The sequence below is a fragment of the Natronomonas sp. genome, from assembly GCF_028274965.1.
GTDB lineage: Archaea > Halobacteriota > Halobacteria > Halobacteriales > Haloarculaceae > Natronomonas.
On record NZ_JAQCNO010000040.1, the window covers coordinates 1 to 16,582 of the forward strand.

A 16,582-nucleotide genomic window follows, 5' to 3' on the forward strand; every position below is an offset into this window, starting at 1 on the left:
GGGCAACCGTCACGGACTGGTCGCTTTCTTCGGTGCCGATCTGCGTTGGTGACTTCGTCTGTTTCATACTCTCACAACGGTTGCAGGGATATTAACCCGCCCACAGCGCTTTCAAAATCCGAATATCGACCGATAATTTTATGTACTGCGATCGACTCCCGGGCGGCGTTCCGCCGCGAGGACCGGCGGGAGCGATCACTGTTTGACTCGGCGGCATGAATGAGTCGGGCGAAACGGCGTCGGGGAGGGACGGCCCGACGAGGCCCTCGCGGGCTACCGCGCCGTTTCGGTCCGAAGCGAAGTCACCTGTCCCTCTGTCAAGACCCGACGGACGGCGGCGGTATAAGGGGGCCGGCCGGATCACCGCTCGAAACGGGCGGCGGGGAGCGTTCGGCGATCGGACGGCCGAGCGCCCGACCGGAGCCGGTCACTCAGTCAAGCCGTACCCGCGCTCGAACAACAGCAGATCGACGGCCAGAACCGCCACCGTCGCGGCGGTCAACACGGCCAAGGAGACGTTCGGGTCGATCTCGGTGACGCCGATCATCCCGTACCGGACGCCGTTGACCATGTAGACCATCGGATTGAAAAACGAGAGGGTGCGCCACAGCGGCGGGAGGAGTTCCAGCGAGTAGAACACGGCCCCGAAAAACACCAGCGGCCGGAGGATGAACTGGGTCATGACCGTGAGGTAATCGAAGTCGCTCGCCCACAGCCCGCCGATCACGCCGAAGCCCGCAAACAGGGTGGTGATGACGAGAACGAACGCGAGCAGATACAGCGGGTTGGCGACGGGAACGGGGGTAAACACCAGCCCAACGGCGATGATCAACACGGAGGTGACGACCCCCCGGAGCGCGCTCGCGGAGACGTACGCCGCCACCATGCCGCGGTCCGACATCGGGGAGATCAACACCGCCTGAATGTAGTCGTTCCACCGGCCGTGGAAGATCGAAAACGAGGCGTTCTCGAAGCTGTCCGATATCGCCCCGAGGACGACCAGCCCCGGCAGGACGAACTGGAGGTAGCTCACGCCCGCGATCTCCCCGATCCGGCTGCCGAGTATCACGCCGAAGACGGCGAAGTACAGCGTGTTGGTGATGATCGGGGGCAGGAACGTGTTGTACGGCCGGCGGACGAACCGGAGCACCTCCCGCCGGACGAGCGTGCGAAACTGCGTCGCGTTCCGCGTCACGCCGGACCCTCCTTAGGGGGCATCACTGGATCGCCCCCAGTTTCTCCGCCGGCTCGTCCGGGCGCGTCATGTCGACGAACACCTCCTCTAAGGAGGCCCGTCGGATCTCGACGTCGAGGGCCTCGTAGCCCTCGTACTCGAGCGTTCGGAGCAGTTCGGGGACGACGCGGCCGCCGCCCTGTGCGGTGACGACGAGGGCGTCGCCGTCGAGTCGCGCGTCGACGATGCCGTCGATGCCGAGGTCCGGGACCGACGACGGCCGGGTCGAAAGCGTCACGAACACCTCGTCGGTGCCGCGGGCCCGCAGGTCGTCCGGCGTCGCCACCTCGACGATCCGGCCGGAGTCGACGATCGCGACCCGATCGCAGAGCCGCTCGGCCTCCTCGATGTAGTGCGTGGTGAGCAGGATCGTCGTCCCGTCGGCGTTGAGCCGCTCGATGACGCGCCACAGGTCCCGGCGCAGTTGGACGTCGACGCCGGCGGTCGGCTCGTCGAGGATCAACAGCTCGGGGTCGGTGACGAGCGCCCGCGCCAGGAGAAAGCGGCGCTTCATGCCCCCGGAGAGCCAGTCGAAGCGGGTGTCGCGTTTGTCCCAGATGCCGACGGTCTTCAGGGCGTCCTCGGCCCGTTCGGCCGCCTCGGCCTTCGGCACGCCGTGGTAGCCGGCCTTGTGCTCTAAGACCTCATGGATCGGGAAGAACCGATCGACGTTGAACTCCTGTGGGGCGAGGCCGATCCGGTCGCGGGCCCGCTTGTACTCCGTCTCGACATCGAACCCGAACACCTCGGCGGTCCCGCCCGTCTTCCGGACGAGGCCGACGAGGACGTTTATGAACGTCGTCTTCCCGGCTCCGTTGGGGCCGAGAAGGCCGAAGAACTCCCCGCGATCGACCGTGAAACTCAGCCCGTCGAGCGCCCGGACGTCGCCGTAGCTCTTCCGTAAGCCGTCGGCGCGTATCGCCGTCTCCATACGAAACAGCGGGGCCGGAACGCGGTTAAGGGTGCTGAAACGCTCGGAGCGGCGGGGCGTACGGTCGGGACCGCACCGAGCGCTCACAAGGCCCGCTCGATGGAGGCGGCGCTCACAAGGCCCGCTCGATGGAGGCGGCGCTCACAAGGCCCGCTCGATGGAGGCGGCGACCTCGCGGGCGCGGGCGGCGAGGGGCTCGGAGACGTCGCCGTCCGAGACGGCGGCGTCGAGTTCGTCGTCGTCGACGCGGCGGACGGCCCCGTCGGGCCCCTTGACGACGTCGACGTGGAGGTCGACGTATCGGGCGGCCTCCGGGAACAGCTCGACGGGGGTACAGACGTTGACGTAGGTACCCCGGCGCTCGCCGTCGGCGCCCTCGTAGACGGTGGCGTACCACCACCGCCCCTCGACGAACGTGGTCGTTGCGACGTCGCCGTCGACCCGATCGACGCCGAGGGCGTCGTACGTTCCCCCACCGGAGATCTCCCGCTCGACGGTCACCGACCCGTCGTCGTCGACCGCGGTCACCTCGCCGCGGCCGAGCGTGATCGTCCGCCCGTCGGGTTTGCCGTGCTCGATCGCGATCCGGTCGCCGGCCCGCGGTCCGAACTGTCGGGCGACGACGCCGAAGGGGAACTCGTCGCCGGGCTCACAGAGCGCCTCGACGAAATCGACGGCGGCGCCCGCGGGTTCGGCGGCGGCCTTGATGCGGTGGTGGCCGGCCATCGTCGTCAGGACGGACCGACGGATCGCGTCCAACTCGAAGCGGCTCTCGCGGCCGAACCACAGCCACGCCCCCGCAAGCGGCGCGACGAGTCGCCCCGGCGGGCCCCCGGAAGATCCGTCGGCCACCGCCGCCGCGACGGCCTCGGCGCGGTCGTTGGCGAGCCGGAGCGCGTCGGCCATCGCCTCGAGAGAGGCGTCGTCGGCCGCCCGCGACCACCGGGGGGACCACCCCTCGGCCGGATCGACCTCGAGGAGATCCGCCATCCGCGCCGTTTCGCCGCCCCGAGCGCGCCCCCGCCCGCCGCGGCGGAGCTCGACGAGGCCGCCCGGGACCCGGAGGTCGGTCCCGAGGGTCGGGCGCTCGTCGGTCCACGGCGGGGCCGACGCGGCGACCTGGACGCGAAGGCGATCGCTCTCCCCGACGTAGTCCTCGGCGCGGTCGTACGGGAGAAACCCCGAGACGTCGGTCCCGTCGACGGCGCCGAGATCGACGATCGCGCCGGAGCCGAGCGTCTCGACGACGTCGCCGACGAAGACCGCCCCGCTCGGCGCGGGGTCGCGCCACGCGAGGGCGTCTCTGCCGACCGATTCGAGGCGGCTTCGGACCGAGTCGACACCGGCGGGGTCGCCGCGCAGGCCGACGCCGAGTCGGTCGTCGGTGGTGTCGACGGCGACGGTCTCGGGTTCGACGGGAAAGGCCTCCTCGAAGCGCTTGCGGATCGGCGGGGACGCGGCGACGACGTCGTGCTCCGAGCGGAGCAACTCGGTGAGCGCGGTCGCGTACACGCCGCGGATCCGAACGCTCATCGCCCGGGGCGATCGACCCGGAGGCGGGCCCGATCGCTGGTCGGCGGTCTCGGCGTCGGATCGCGGGGCGGCTCGACGGCGGCTGTCCTCGTCGTCCGGAGCGCGGACGCCGAACGCGCCGTCCGCACCCGTCGGTCGGCGTGCATACCCGTCGTTCGGGGGGACCGGTAAAAACGTCCCGGGGCGGGCGGCGGCGGCGCGTCCCGCCGGCGGAAAGGTTAGGGGTCTGCCCCGAGAGACCGACGTATGAAGGATCCGGTCGAGTCCCGAGCAGACGGCTCGGAGGACCTCTACGACGTCACCGCCTGGGAGCCGCGCACCGCGCTCGACCGACTGGCGATCAGAACGCACCGCGGCGTCGTCAGAGCCGGGCGGCGCTTCGTCGTGGCGCTCGGCGTGCTCATACTACTCGCCATCCTCACGCTGAGCGGGGCGGGCGGGCTCATCATCGACGACCCGTTCATCCTCGGGTTGGCCCTCATGTCGGTCGTTCCGGCCGGAGGGCTGGCGCTGTACATCTACCGGGCCGACATCACGACGAAGGAGCCGGCGACGCTGCTCGTCGCGACGTTCGTGCTCAGCGTGCTGTTCGCGGGCTTCGCGGCGATCATCAACAGCGCGCTCGGCTTTCTGCAGCTGTTTCCCCTCGTCGGGATCGTGCTGTTTTTCTATCTCGTCGTCGGCCCCGTCGAGGAGTCCGTCAAACTGCTCGCGGTGTGGCTGTACCCCTTCCGGGACAGCCGGTTCGACTCCGTCGTCGACGGCGCGGTCTACGGGGCCGTCGCAGGCCTCGGGTTCGCCGCGATCGAGAACGTCCTCTACATCACGCAGAACCTCCAGACGCCCTCGTCGGCGGTGATACTGGCGAGCGCCGGCGTCGTCGGCGGGATCGCCGAGACGATCGAGGCGGGCGGGCAGATCGCCGCGATCCGGGGGCTGGCGGGACCGGGCCACGTCGTGTACTCGGCGTTCGCCGGCTACTACCTCGGGTTGGCGAAGTTCAACCCCGAGAACGCGGGACCGATCGTCGCGAAGGGGCTTCTCATCGCCGCGTTCATCCACGCCACGTACAACACCCTCGTCGGGCTGGTGCCGGGGCTCGTTTCGCTTCTCGTCCCCGGCGTGCCGGTGCTCGTGTTGTTTTTCGGGTTCGTCGTCGTGTTTCAGGGCGTCTTCTTCTACATCCTCTACCGGAAGCTCGAGCGGTATGCGGCGGCCTACAGGCGGACCCACAGCGGACCGGAGACGGCCCGCGGGTTCGAGTCCGATCTGGCCGAGTTCGACCCCGACAGCCGGTAGGGCGGCCGGCCACCGGAGCTACCAGAACTTCACGCCGAGATCGTGAAGCCCCTTGTTCTCCGAGGCGACGTTTATCAGAAGCGGCGTGACCGACTCGATTTCGGCGGCGTTGCCGAGCCCGCCGGCGTCGAGCGGGCGGAGCCCCTCGATCTCCGCGGCGAGATCCGAGACCGTCGCCTTGGCGTCGGGGTCGTCGCCGAAGACAAGCGTGTCCCAGTCGAACTCCTCGTCGAGATCCGCCAGCCCTCCGGCGGGGAGGTTGTGGAACGCGCCGACGAGGGGGACGTCGTCGGGCTTGGCCTCGGCGGCGAGGGCGGCGACGCTGCCCGCGCCCGGGCGGTTGTAGTGAAAGCCGTCCTCGTCGCGTTTCATCCCGACCGCCGGCGTGACGAGCACCGTCTCGGAGTCGAGCCGGTCGGCGACGGCCTCGACCGTGTCGACGAGGTGATACGCCGGGACGGCGAGGACGACGACGTCGGCGCGGTCGGCCGCCATCGCGTTCTCGAAGCCGTCGATGTCCGCCGACGCGCCGCGGTCCTCGAGCGTCGCCTCGTACGATTCCGCCTGTTCGCGGGCCTTTTCGGGGTCCCGGGAGCCGACGAGGAGGTCGTGGTTCGCGTCGCGTCCCCACCGGAGCGCGAGGCCGCGTCCGATGTCGCCGGTTCCGCCGAGTAGTGCGATTCGCATACGGGCACGTCGGGCGACGGCGCATTAACCGTTGTGTGATCGGAGCCGGATGCCGCCGGGGGCGGCGGGCGGCTTCTGGGGCCTCACTCGACGAGATCCGGCAGTTCGTTTATCGTCTCGATGATGACGTCCGCGCCGGCGTTGCGGTACGTCCGGCGGCCGCCGTCGCCGGAGAGCCCGCCGCTGAGGACGCCGACGCTGCGGAACGTCCGTTCGGGGTCGGTCTCGCTCGCGTTGGTGACCGTGCGGATGTCGTCGAGCGTGTCACCGACGTAGACGACGCGGTCGGCGTCGAGTCGGTCCGCCAGCGCAACAAGCGCGCCGGGGTCGGGCTTGCCCGCCTCCCAGTCATCCATCGTAAAGCGGTGTTCGTCGGGGATCGAGAGCCCCGTTCGTTCGAGGGCGATCTCGGCCTCGGCGGCCGGACGGCCGGTGATGATACCGAGGGGCCACGCTTCGAGCGCGCGGCGGGTGTCCTCTGCGAGCAACACCGGCTCGTCGTGGATGAACCCCTCCGTGTCGAGGTCGGGGTCGCCGCCCTCGAGTTCCCGGTAGAGGTCGGTGCCGAGATACAGCTGCTGGAAGACGTCCCGGAGGCGGTCTCTGTCCCACTCGGCGAGGACCTGCTCGCGGGAGGCCGGATCGAGCTCGTCGGCGATGGCCGTTTCCGCCGCCGCCGGGCCGCCGCCCGAGGCGGCGATCAGACCGGTGTAGGTCTCGATGCTGAGCCGCGGCTTCTCGCGGCGCGCCAACACGTACAGCGCCGCCGCGTGGGTCAGTTCCCAGTCGTTGTTGAACCCGCCGGCGTTCTTGAACAGCTGGATGTCGTCGTACTCGATGGTGTCGCCGTGGACGTGTTCGATCGACTCGACGATCGCGCGCCGGTAGGAGTCCGCGACGTCGATCAACACGCCGTCGATGTCGAGGACAACCGCGTCCGCGTTCATGGGTTCACCTCGAACAGCGTGCCGTCGGCGAGCGTCTCCGGGGCGGCGTCGACGACGGCCGGATCGCCGCCGAGCGTGCTGAACAGACAGTCGGCCGAGTCCGGGGCGGCGGCGGCGAGGGGCGCTTGAAGCTCCGGCGGGCAGTTCAGCGCGTAGACCGCGTCCGCGCCGCCGTAGACCGCCGGTTCGGGATCGGTCACGTCGTCGCGGACGAACCGGACCGGCTCCGGCACCGGGCGCGGTCGGACGTCCGTCGCCGTGACCCGACACCCGCGGTCGGCGAGGGCGGCCGCGACCCCCGGGCGCGCTCCGACGCCGACTTCGACCAGTTCGTCGTACCGGGCCAGGCGACCGACGAGCGCCGCGTTCCGATCTGTATGCACGTCGGGATGTTTATGAACAACGGTATCTAACCATTTCGCATGCACGTCGACATCGTGCCGGTCGGCGACCTCCCGGCGGTCGTAAAGCGGGAAGCCTCGAGCGGGCTTCGGTCGGTCTACGACTGCGAGGTGACGATCCACGACGGCCAGCCGATCCCCGACGGCGCGTACGACGCGGACCGCGAGCAGTACCGCGCCGAGGAGTTCATCGAACTCGCCGGCCGGACGGGCAGCGGCGAAAAGAACATCGCGATCACCGCTCACGACCTCTACTACCGGCGTCGGAACTACGTCTTCGGGCTCGCGTACCTCTCTGGCAACGGGTCGGTCATCTCGACGTACCGGCTGCAGACCTCCTCGGACGGCGGCTTCTCGGAGCGGCCGGCGGGCGACATCTTCGCCGACCGGGTCCGAAAGGAGGTCGTCCACGAGATCGGCCACACGCTCGGGCTCGAACACTGCGACAACAACCGCTGTGTGATGAACTTCTCGCCGACGGTCCGGGAGGTTGACGTCAAAGAGGAGAACCTCTGTGGGAGCTGTCAGCGGCTGGTGCTCTGACCGGGGTCGGGGTCCGGATCGGAGTCCGGATCGCCTTCGGCGACGAGAGCCTCCTTTCGTGACCGCGAGAGCGATTTGATCTCGTGTTCGCGGGACATCGCCGCCGGCCGGGAGTCGAACGGCTCCACGCGGCGGAGTTCGACCGGCGTCCGCCCGCGGGTGTACTTCGCGCCCTCGCCGGCGTCGTGTTCGGCGACCCGCCGCTCGACGTCGGTCGTGTAGCCGGTGTAGTACGAGCCGTCGGCGCACTCGAGTACGTACACGAAGTGTGCGGAACCGTCCGACATCGCGGCTAGGTTCGTGGCGGGAGAAAAAAGCCGGTCGGTTCGGGTCGCGTTTCGCTGGCGGTTCGGCCGTCGTCACTCGCGTGAGCGGTCCCGGGAGACCTCGGCGATGCCCGCGTTCGCGGAGCAGTTCGGACACGCGCGGACGTGTCCGCTCTCGTCCGCGAACACCCGGGCGAACCGGTCCGAGACGTGCGCATCACAGTGGTCGCATGTGGGCATTCTGTTGTCGACGAGGGGTCGCCCTGCCGATACCGTACCCAGAACGCCGGGGCACTAATACCCTCGTTATAGAGTACCAAACGACCGGATCCGCGGCCGTTAAGTGTCTCTATTCACCGCGGGCGTCGGCGATCGAGCGGGCGATGAGACCGGCCTGTGCGCCCGCGGTGAACCCGGCGTCGATGTTGACGACGGCGATCGGCGCACACGACTGAAGCATCCCGGAGAGCGCCGCCTCGCCGGCGCCGCCGTGGCCGTACCCGGTCGAGACAGGAAGGCCGATGAGCGGGACGTCGACGAGGCCGGCGAGGACCGTCGGGAGCGCTCCCTCGCGGCCGGCGGCGACGACGAGGGCGTCGGCGGCCCGGATCGGGTCGAGGCTGTCGAGCAGGCGGGCGATGCCCGCGACGCCGACGTCGTCGATCTCCTCGACGGTCGCCCCGATTTCGCGGGCGACGACGGCGGCCTCGCCGGCCGGGAACGCGTCGGAGGTTCCGGCGGTGACGACGGCGACGGTCGCCTCGAGGGCCGGCGGTTCGTACTCCGGACCGTGGGCGACGAGCGTTCTGGCGCGGTCGTCGTGGGTGACGTCGGCGTCGGGAAACCGCTCCTCGAGACGCCGACGGCAGGCCTCGAGCGCGTCGTCGTCGATCCGGGTCACGAGGGCGCGGCCGGTCGTTTCGAGCGCCGCCTCGGCCATCGTCGCCGTCTCCTCGGGGGTCTTACCGGCCGCGATGATGCCCTCGGGGATCCCGGTTCGCCGGCGCCGCGCCGCGTCGAACCGCCCCGCGTCGGTCCGGGTGTACCCCCGGAGCTCCGCCGCCGCCGCCTCGGGCGAGAGGGTGCCGGCGGCGACGGCTTCGAGTATCTCTCGCATGCCCCGACGTTCGTCCGGAGGGACAGGAACCTGTCGCTCGGGGGCGGCGTCCCCCGGCGGGGCGGGGGTGCCGAGGCATCTCGCTAAACCGGCAATAGAAGCGGCTACGCCGCGTTCTTTTGGGAAAGTATATAAGGACCCCGACGAAACCATCGCGTGTATGGCAGACCTTATAGTCAAAGCCGCTGTGAAAGAAGCGCTCGACGACATGAACGTCGCCTCGGACTTTTATACCGCCCTCGACGACGAGGTCGAGGAGCTGCTCGAGGACGCCGCACGCCGCGCCGAGGAGAACGACCGGAAGACGGTCCAGCCTCGCGACCTGTAGAGCGGGTCACATCCTCCGTTTTCGTTTTTTGAGCCACGAGCCGCAGCGCCCAGCTCGGAGCCTCACTTGGGGGCGTCCCTGACGTCGACCCCCGAGTCCGTCCCGACGTAAAGCGCGTCCGTCATCGAGACGAACAGGCCGTGCTCGACGACGCCCGGGATCGCCGCGATCCCGTCTGCGAGGGCCTCCGGATCGGGGATCTCGCCGAACGCACAGTCGAGAACGAGGTTCCCGTTGTCGGTGACGACGGGGCCGTCCTTTCGCTCCGCGGCCCGGAGCGTCGGCTCGCCGCCGAGCGCGCCGAGACGCGAGCGAACGACCGGTACGGCGTCCGGCAGCACCTCGATGGGGACCGCGATCGAGAGCACCCCGGCGAGTTTCGTCTCGTCGATGACGACGAGATAGCGGTCGGCCGCGGTGGCGACGAGCTTCTCGCGGGCGTGCGCCGCGCCGCCGCCCTTGACGAGGTCGAACCCGGCGACCTGGTCGGCCCCATCGATCGCGAGGTCGGGGGTCGCGTCCTCGAGCGTCACGAGCGGTATCGACGCCTCGCGGGCGAGCCGTCTCGACTGGTACGACGTCGGAACGGCGCGGACGGCGAGCCCCGAGGCCACCCGGTCGCCAAGAGCCCGGATCGCCGCCGCGGCCGTCGACCCCGTTCCGAGCCCGACGACGGCGCCGTCCGGCACGGCCGCGGCCGCGCGCTCGCCAGCGCGGCGTTTCTGTCCGTCCGTCCCGCCGGGCTGTTTCATACCCCTCTGTGGGGGCGAGATCGAAAAAGCGCTTGCGGTGCCGTCGGCCCGGCGCGACGGGTAGAGTTTTTGCCCTGGCAGCGGAGAGGTGGGTATGTTCGGGACGAGCGGGATCCGCGGGCCGGTCGGCGAAGACGTGACCGCCGAGGTAGCCCTCCGGGTCGGGCGGGCCCTCGGGGTCGAGACCGACCGCGTCGTCGTGGGGCGCGATCCCCGATCGAGCGGCGAGGCGCTTTCGGACGCGCTGACCGCCGGGATCAGGGAGCTCGGCACGGACGTCGTCGATCTCGGGGTTGCCGCCACGCCGACCGTCGCCAGGGCGGTCGGGTGGGAGGGGGCCGACGCCGGCGTCGTCGTGACGGCGAGTCATAACCCGCCGTCGGACAACGGCCTCAAGCTGTGGCAGCCCTCGGGGCAGGCCTACGACACCGCGGACCAAGCGCGGATCGAGTCCCGCATCGAGGCCGGCGAGTACGACCTGCGGCCGGCCGACGAACTCGGCGCCCGGACGCCGGGGGCGGCCGACGAGCGCCATCTTGAGGCGCTCACAGAGGCCGCGGGTGGGAGCGGAGCGATCGGTCTCGACGTGGCGGTGGATCTCGGCAACGGGGCCGGCGGCGTCACCGTCGAGGCGCTCACAGAGGCCGGGTGTCGGGTCGAAACGCTCAACGCACAGCCGGACGGCCGGTTCCCGGGACGGCCTTCGGAGCCGACGGAGGCGAACTGTCGGGCGCTCGGAACGCTCGTCGGGGGCGGCGAGTACGATCTGGGGATCGCCCACGACGGCGACGCCGATCGGATGCGGGCCGTTGCGGGCGACGGGACGTTTCTCTCGGGGGACGCGCTGCTGGCGCTCTTTGCGGCCGACGCCGCCGAGTCGGGCGATCGGGTCGCCGTCCCCGTCGACACGAGCCTCGCCGTCGAGGACGTCCTGGCCGAGCGGGGCGTCGGCGTCACCAGGACGCCCGTCGGCGACGTCCACATCGCCGAGGCCGCCACCGAGACTGCGGTCGTCTTCGGGGGCGAGCCCTCGGGGGCGTGGATCTGGCCCGGGGCGACGCTCTGTCCGGACGGTCCGCTGGCGGCGGTCCGGATCGCCGCGCTGGCCGCGGCGGTGCCGCTCGCCGACCGACTCGCCGAGATCCCGTCGTACCCGATCCGGCGGGACAGCGTCGGGCGAGACGACAAGCGGGCGGCGATGGCGGCCGTCGAAACGCGCGTCCGGAGCGAGTACGGGTCGGTGGAAACGCTCGATGGGGTCCGCGTCGAACTCGACGACGGGTGGTTTCTGATCCGGGCGAGCGGCACCCAGCCGCTCGTCAGGCTCACCGCCGAGGCGCGCTCGCCGGAGCGGGCCGAGGCGCTGCTCTCGACGGCTCGGTCGCTGTTGGACGGGACCGAACGGGACGAGGAGGCGGCGCAATAAAAGCGGGCCGTCGGTCAGCTGCGACGGGTCGAACGCGCTTCGCGGACGTCCGAACCGTCCCGGATCTTGTCTTCGCACTGTGGACAGACGCGGGGGTTCTCGACGCCGTTGGGCGTGAAGACCCGCGCGTACGCTGCCGTGACGAACGCGCCGCAGTTCTGACATTCCGGCATGGGTCGTCACACGGCCCAAACGCACATAACGGTAGCGTGAGAGACGGTGACGCGGTCCGGATCGGGGGCCGGCGCGGCGGTCGCTGCGGCGCCGAGGACGCGGGTCATTCGAGCGCGAGCAGCGCGTCGATCTCCTCGGCCGTGTTGAACGCGTGGACGGAGGCCCTGACGGCGCCGGAGGGGAGTTCGCGCACGACGACCCCCTCGCTGTCGGCGCGAGCAAGGAACGTCTCGGTGTCCTCGACATCGAACGCGACGAGGCCCGACTCGTAGCCCCCTGGGGAGAGACACCGATCGCCGAGGCCCGCCTTGAGCCGGTCGGTGAGGCGTTCGACGCGGGACTCGATCGTTCCGAAGCCGATCGCTTCGAGCGTGTCGATCGCCTCGACGAGACCGGCGTAGGGCGCGAGCGAGCGCGTCGAGATCTCGAAGCGCGTCGCGTTCGGCTTGTACTCGAGGCCGTCGCCGGTCGGGTCGACCGCGCTGTTGTACCCGATGTGGCGGGGGCGGAACGAGTCGACGGCGTCGGGAGCGGCGTAGAGAAACCCCGTCCCCCACGGTCCGAGGAGCCACTTGTGGCCCGACGCGCAGACGGCGTCGGCGCCCCACGCCTCGACGTCGATCGGGTGTTGCCCGACGGTCTGGACGGCGTCGACGACGACGAGCGCCCCGGCGTCGTGTGCGATCTCGACGGCCTTCCGGACGGGGAGTCGCGTCCCGTGGAGCCAGCTCTCGGAGCTCAGACAGACGAGGCGGGCCCCCTCGACGGCCTCCCGGTAGGCGTCCATCGGCAGCCGGCCGTCGGGGCACGAAAGCGTCGTCACCTCGACGCCGGACTCCCCGAGTCGCCGCCACGGCAGCACGCCCGAGGGGTGTTCGAAGTCGGTCCGGACGACGCGGTCGCCGGGGTCGAACTCGACCGCGTTGGCGACCCGGCTGATCCCGTCGCCGGTCGATTCGACGAGCGCGACGTCCTCGGGGCGGGCGCCGAGGTAGCCGGCGATCGCGTCGCGCGCGGCGTCGGCGAGTCCGGCGGCCGCGGTGTAGTGGTCCGTCCCGCAGGCGTCGAACTCGTGGCGGCGCTGGGCCTCGTTGACCGCCTCGACGACCGAGGCCGGAGCGGGGCCGCTGGCGCCGGTGTTCAGGTACGCGCACGACTCGCAGGCCGGGATGTCGGCCCGGAGCCCGTCCGGGGTCGTCGGGTCGGGGTCGGTCGCGTCCATGCACCCGGTTCGGCCGGGAGCGAAAAAAGGGCTATCGCTCGCGAGAGGTCCTCAAGACGGTGCGATCCCAACGGCGTCGAGCGGGCCGGAGGTCGGGTCCTCGGGGGCGGCCGGGACGCGTTTATTATCCCGCCGGACGTACGACGGTCGTGGCCACCGGACGAACGGAACTCGCCGAACGGTCCGAGCGCACGATACAGGTGCTCATCCTCGTGGCGTTGTACGCGCTCGTGGCGGCGTTCTGTATCGGCGTGTTCGACCTGCTGTTCGGGCTGTACCGGCTGCTCACAACGGGGCGGTTCGGCGATCCCGGGGCGGTGGTGGGGCTGATACGGACCGTCCTCTCGCTCGCGATCGTCGTCGAGGTCCACGGGGCGCTCGTCGCGTACCTCAAGGACGGCCCCGTCAGGCGGCTGATCGTCGGCGTCGCGCTCATCGCCGTCGCCCGGGAGACGCTCAGCTTCCGGACGGCGGCGTTCGGTTCGGTCCGGGCCCCGGTCACGGGCGCACTCGGTGTGGGTCTGTTGCTCGTCGCGCTCGGGGTGCTCTACTACACGGTGGCGCGGGTCGGTTCGCGGCCCGTCGAGGCGGGGTGACAGCCGGACGCGTCGGGGTGGAGCACCGGAGCGATCGCGCGTCGACCCGGAGGGCCAAAGCTATCCGTCGGGGGCGGAACCGTTCGGTATGCCGACGGTGACGGCCGACGGGACGACGCTCCGCTACGAAATCGCCGGCGAAACGGATCGCCCCGTCGTCGCGTTCGTCCCCGACGTCGGGTTCGGGCCGTGGGTGTGGGGGTGGCAGGCGCCGGCCCTCTCGGGGCCCTACCGGACGCTCGTCTACGCCGCCCGCGGCACCGACGGGTCCGAGTCGGAGGGACCCTACACCGTCGATCGCTTCGCCGCCGACCTCGAGGCCGTGCTCGCGGCGGCGGCGGTCCGTCGCGTCCACCTCGTCGGCGCGGGGCTGGGCGGCGCCGTCGCGCTCAGGTACGCGCGCGAGTACGGTCGCGCCCGCTCGCTGACGCTTTTCGGGACGCCGCCGAGCGGCGACCGGATCGACGGCGAAGCGCTCAAGACGCTCCACCCCGCGGACCCCTCCCGTCTCCGGTCGTCCCTCGACTCGGCGTTCGGCGAGCGGTTCCGCTCGGAGTCCGGCGTCGTCGACCGGATCGTCGGGTGGCGGACCGAGGAGGACGCGACCGGCGAGGCCCTGCTCGGCCACCGGGCGGCGGCGCTCGGGTTCGAGGCGGGCCCGTTGTACGAGATACCGATCCCCGCGTTCGTCTGTCACGGGACCGACGACCCGGTCGTTCCGATCGAGACCGGGCGGGACCTCGCGGACGGACTGCCGCGGGGGCGTTTCGAGGCCGTCGCGGGCAGGCGCTGTTGTTACATCGAACGCGCGGCGGCCCTAACGGACGCGATCGAGGGGTTCCTCGAGGGCGTCGGCTCCGACGGGGGCTGACCGATCGGCTGGCTCAGTTCGGTTCGGTCTGACCCGGTCCGGTTCGGCGGGTGTCGCCGGGCCGTCTAATGCGAGTGTTTTTTATTCTCGCGTCTAAGAAGGAGTATGCTCGATTACTTCGACCTCGAATCGGACCTGAGCGAACAGGAGCGGATGGTCCGGGACACGGCCCGGGAGTTCGCCGAGGACCGGGTCAGAGACGACATCGGACAGCACTGGATCGAGGGGACGTTCCCGACGGAGATCATCACCGAGATGGGCGAACTCGGGTTCTACGCGCCGAACCTCGATGGGTACGGCCTCGCGGGGCTCTCGGAGCGCGCCTACGGCGTTCTCATGCGCGAACTCGAGGCGTGCGACTCCGGGCTGCGATCGATGGCGTCGGTGCAGGGGTCGCTCGTGATGTATCCGATCCACACCTACGGCAGCGAGGAACAGAAAGAGGAGTACCTCTGGGGCCTCGGGACCGGCGAGACGGTCGGCTGTTTCGGGCTCACGGAGCCCGAACACGGCTCGAACCCCTCGGCGATGGAGACGCACGCCGAACGGGACGGCGACGAGTACGTCCTCAACGGGGCGAAGACCTGGATCACGAACTCGCCGATCGCGGACGTCGCCGTCGTCTGGGCGAAGGACCGCTCCGAGGGCGACACCGTCCGGGGCTTTCTCGTCGACACCGACGACCCGGGGGTGACGACGAACGAGATCGACGAGAAGCTCTCGTTGCGCGCCTCGATCACCGGCGAGATCCACCTCGACGACGTGCGGGTGAACGAGGCCGACGTCCTGCCCGGGGTCGAGGGGATGAAAGGGCCGCTGTCGTGTCTCACGCAGGCCCGGTACGGGATCGCGTGGGGCGCGGTCGGCGCGGCGAGGGACTGCTTCGAGACCGCCCGGCAGTACGCGACCGACCGCGAGCAGTTCGGCGGTCCCATCGGTCGGTTCCAGCTCCAACAGGAGAAGCTCGCGGAGATGGCGACGCAGATCACGCTGGCGCAGCTGCTCGCCGACCGGCTGACGACGCTGAAAGAGCGCGGGGAGATGCGGCCCCAGCACGTCTCGATGGCAAAGCGCAACAACGTCCGGACGGCCCGGGACCAATCGCGGATCGCCCGGGAGATCCTCGGCGGAAACGGGATCACCGCCGACTACTCGCCGATGCGGCACATGGCGAACTTCGAGACCGTCTACACCTACGAGGGGACCCACGACATCCACACCCTCGTCCTCGGCGAGGACCTCACCGGGATACAGGCGTACCAGTGAGCGGAAAAACCGTGGCGAAAGTCGGAACGTAGCGGGGACGACGCGATAATGGCGGAGCGGCCGTTCGAGCGTGTTCAGACGTCCTCGAGCGCGTCGAACGTCGCCTCGGCCCACTGGACCGCGAAGTCGGCCCCGTGTTGGGCGTAGGCGGCCGTGTCGAGCGCGTCGAAGGGGGTCGGGATCTCGACGCCGTGTTTGATCGCGCTGCAGGCCAACTCGGCGGCGTCCGCGAAGTCGGTCCGACCGATGGCGACGTCCTTCGAGAGGTCCGCGAGCCGCGGTTCGAGCCGTTCGCCGGCGTCGACCCACTGGGCGTGCAGTTCCGCGTGGGTCGGCTCCCACGCCGAGAAGACCTCGCGGGTTTGTCGGCCGACGAAGGCGTCGAACAGCGCGGCGGCGAGTTGGTAGGTGTCGGCCGGCGAGAGTGCGGCCGCCTCGGCGAACTCGCGGTACCGTGCACCGAAAAAGCCGAGAAAGTGCTCCGGGACCTCGAGGCCGACCTCGACGAGCGCCTCGCTGACGAGAAAATCGACGAACCCCTCGGGGGAGCCCTCGAGTCTCGGTTTGACGAACACCGACGGCGGGGTCGTCTGGCGGGTCCAGGCCACGCCGCCGTCGCCGGGGGCACCGACGGTGAACGTCTCGCTCGCGAGTCCGGACAGGGCCCCGGGTGCGTCCTCGGGGAGCCACGCGTCGTCGTACGAGAGGGGGTCGATCCCGTCGACGACGGCGAGGAGGTTCTCGGCGACATCCGGCGGGAGCGTCTCGAAGTCCGTCCGGACGTCGAAGACGAGCGCACCCGGGGCGTGCTCCTCGCGAACGCCGAGCAGTTCCTCGGAGAGATCGCGCCGCTCGAACATCACAACAGGACGACGGCGACGATCAACAGTAGTCCGATGACGACCGAAACGCCGATGACGCCGAGTACGATCCGGGTGGCCTGGCTCATGTGGCACGGGTTCTCCCGGGATGTTTTTAAACGCTTCAGT

Annotated in this window: 20 protein-coding genes; 7 read left to right on the forward strand and 13 right to left on the reverse strand. The window is 70.3% G+C overall.

What is annotated here, in order from left to right; translation table 11 throughout:
• Nucleotides 1-427 precede the first annotated feature (427 nt).
• The 3 genes from Q0916_RS05405 to Q0916_RS05415 all read right to left on the reverse strand — a co-directional run bounded on the left by Q0916_RS05405 (nucleotide 428) and on the right by Q0916_RS05415 (nucleotide 3,698).
• Nucleotides 428-1,195 carry an ABC transporter permease gene (locus tag Q0916_RS05405; RefSeq protein ID WP_299235424.1) on the reverse strand — a complete coding sequence of 256 codons (768 nt, stop codon included), beginning with the start codon at nucleotides 1,193-1,195 and terminating at the stop codon, nucleotides 428-430.
• A 22-nt stretch (nucleotides 1,196-1,217) separates the two neighbouring features.
• On the reverse strand, nucleotides 1,218-2,165 hold the full coding sequence (locus Q0916_RS05410) for an ABC transporter ATP-binding protein (protein WP_299235426.1): 948 nt from the start codon (nucleotides 2,163-2,165) through the stop codon (nucleotides 1,218-1,220).
• 141 nt (nucleotides 2,166-2,306) lie between these two features.
• Nucleotides 2,307-3,698, reverse strand: a complete 1,392-nt coding sequence (locus Q0916_RS05415; protein WP_299235429.1) for a DUF402 domain-containing protein — start codon at nucleotides 3,696-3,698, stop codon at nucleotides 2,307-2,309.
• A 246-nt stretch (nucleotides 3,699-3,944) separates the two neighbouring features.
• Here Q0916_RS05415 and Q0916_RS05420 point away from each other — a divergent pair, with 246 nt between their 5' ends.
• Nucleotides 3,945-4,997, forward strand: coding sequence for a PrsW family intramembrane metalloprotease (locus Q0916_RS05420; protein ID WP_299235432.1), 1,053 nt, complete (start codon nucleotides 3,945-3,947; stop codon nucleotides 4,995-4,997).
• Between the two features lie 18 nt (nucleotides 4,998-5,015).
• On the opposite strand, the gene npdG is transcribed toward Q0916_RS05420, so the two are convergent.
• The 3 genes from npdG to Q0916_RS05435 form a co-directional block, all read right to left on the reverse strand.
• Nucleotides 5,016-5,684, reverse strand: a complete 669-nt coding sequence (gene npdG, locus Q0916_RS05425; protein ID WP_299235435.1) for an NADPH-dependent F420 reductase — start codon at nucleotides 5,682-5,684, stop codon at nucleotides 5,016-5,018.
• A gap of 83 nt (nucleotides 5,685-5,767) precedes the next feature.
• A complete protein-coding gene (locus Q0916_RS05430; protein WP_299235438.1) occupies nucleotides 5,768-6,631 on the reverse strand; it encodes a TIGR01548 family HAD-type hydrolase in 864 nt (287 codons plus the stop codon).
• The gene (locus tag Q0916_RS05435) at nucleotides 6,628-7,014 is read right to left on the reverse strand and encodes a UPF0146 family protein (protein WP_299235441.1); all 387 of its coding nucleotides are present in this window, start codon (nucleotides 7,012-7,014) and stop codon (nucleotides 6,628-6,630) included. Before Q0916_RS05435 ends, Q0916_RS05430 begins: the two co-directional genes overlap by 4 nt.
• A 39-nt stretch (nucleotides 7,015-7,053) precedes the next feature.
• Here Q0916_RS05435 and Q0916_RS05440 point away from each other — a divergent pair, with 39 nt between their 5' ends.
• Nucleotides 7,054-7,575, forward strand: coding sequence for an archaemetzincin family Zn-dependent metalloprotease (locus Q0916_RS05440; protein ID WP_299235444.1), 522 nt, complete (start codon nucleotides 7,054-7,056; stop codon nucleotides 7,573-7,575).
• On the opposite strand, the gene Q0916_RS05445 is transcribed toward Q0916_RS05440, so the two are convergent.
• The 3 genes from Q0916_RS05445 to larB form a co-directional block, all read right to left on the reverse strand.
• A complete protein-coding gene (locus Q0916_RS05445) occupies nucleotides 7,557-7,862 on the reverse strand; it encodes a GIY-YIG nuclease family protein (protein ID WP_299235447.1) in 306 nt (101 codons plus the stop codon). The genes Q0916_RS05440 and Q0916_RS05445 overlap by 19 nt on opposite strands.
• A gap of 72 nt (nucleotides 7,863-7,934) precedes the next feature.
• Nucleotides 7,935-8,081, reverse strand: a complete 147-nt coding sequence (locus Q0916_RS12200) for a DUF7563 family protein (RefSeq protein WP_422656519.1) — start codon at nucleotides 8,079-8,081, stop codon at nucleotides 7,935-7,937.
• A 109-nt stretch (nucleotides 8,082-8,190) separates the two neighbouring features.
• Entirely contained in the window at nucleotides 8,191-8,958 is a 768-nt protein-coding gene (gene larB / locus Q0916_RS05450) for a nickel pincer cofactor biosynthesis protein LarB (RefSeq protein ID WP_299235450.1), read from the reverse strand.
• A gap of 160 nt (nucleotides 8,959-9,118) precedes the next feature.
• On the opposite strand from larB, the gene Q0916_RS05455 reads away from it, so the two are divergent.
• Nucleotides 9,119-9,286, forward strand: a complete 168-nt coding sequence (locus tag Q0916_RS05455; RefSeq protein ID WP_299235453.1) for a DUF1931 domain-containing protein — start codon at nucleotides 9,119-9,121, stop codon at nucleotides 9,284-9,286.
• A 62-nt stretch (nucleotides 9,287-9,348) separates the two neighbouring features.
• On the opposite strand, the gene rpiA is transcribed toward Q0916_RS05455, so the two are convergent.
• Nucleotides 9,349-10,038, reverse strand: a complete 690-nt coding sequence (rpiA, locus tag Q0916_RS05460; RefSeq protein WP_299235456.1) for a ribose-5-phosphate isomerase RpiA — start codon at nucleotides 10,036-10,038, stop codon at nucleotides 9,349-9,351.
• A 94-nt stretch (nucleotides 10,039-10,132) separates the two neighbouring features.
• Between rpiA and glmM the strand changes: the two genes are divergently transcribed.
• Entirely contained in the window at nucleotides 10,133-11,464 is a 1,332-nt protein-coding gene (gene glmM, locus Q0916_RS05465) for a phosphoglucosamine mutase (protein ID WP_299235458.1), read from the forward strand.
• 14 nt (nucleotides 11,465-11,478) lie between these two features.
• Here glmM and Q0916_RS05470 read toward each other — a convergent pair whose 3' ends face one another.
• Together Q0916_RS05470 and Q0916_RS05475 are read right to left on the reverse strand one after the other, a co-directional pair.
• Nucleotides 11,479-11,637, reverse strand: a complete 159-nt coding sequence (locus Q0916_RS05470) for a DUF7563 family protein (protein ID WP_299235461.1) — start codon at nucleotides 11,635-11,637, stop codon at nucleotides 11,479-11,481.
• Between the two features lie 104 nt (nucleotides 11,638-11,741).
• Nucleotides 11,742-12,860, reverse strand: coding sequence for an aminotransferase class V-fold PLP-dependent enzyme (locus Q0916_RS05475; RefSeq protein WP_299235463.1), 1,119 nt, complete (start codon nucleotides 12,858-12,860; stop codon nucleotides 11,742-11,744).
• A 149-nt stretch (nucleotides 12,861-13,009) separates the two neighbouring features.
• On the opposite strand from Q0916_RS05475, the gene Q0916_RS05480 reads away from it, so the two are divergent.
• From Q0916_RS05480 to Q0916_RS05490, 3 genes are all read left to right on the forward strand, one after another.
• Nucleotides 13,010-13,456: a phosphate-starvation-inducible PsiE family protein gene (locus tag Q0916_RS05480; protein ID WP_299235466.1), complete on the forward strand. Its 447-nt coding sequence runs from the start codon at nucleotides 13,010-13,012 to the stop codon at nucleotides 13,454-13,456.
• Between the two features lie 88 nt (nucleotides 13,457-13,544).
• On the forward strand, nucleotides 13,545-14,327 hold the full coding sequence (locus tag Q0916_RS05485) for an alpha/beta fold hydrolase (protein WP_299235469.1): 783 nt from the start codon (nucleotides 13,545-13,547) through the stop codon (nucleotides 14,325-14,327).
• Nucleotides 14,328-14,432: 105 nt separating this feature from the next.
• On the forward strand, nucleotides 14,433-15,593 hold the full coding sequence (locus tag Q0916_RS05490) for an acyl-CoA dehydrogenase family protein (RefSeq protein WP_299235472.1): 1,161 nt from the start codon (nucleotides 14,433-14,435) through the stop codon (nucleotides 15,591-15,593).
• A 74-nt stretch (nucleotides 15,594-15,667) separates the two neighbouring features.
• On the opposite strand, the gene Q0916_RS05495 is transcribed toward Q0916_RS05490, so the two are convergent.
• Nucleotides 15,668-16,453, reverse strand: a complete 786-nt coding sequence (locus Q0916_RS05495) for a DUF7089 family protein (protein ID WP_299235475.1) — start codon at nucleotides 16,451-16,453, stop codon at nucleotides 15,668-15,670.
• Nucleotides 16,454-16,582 lie beyond the last annotated feature (129 nt).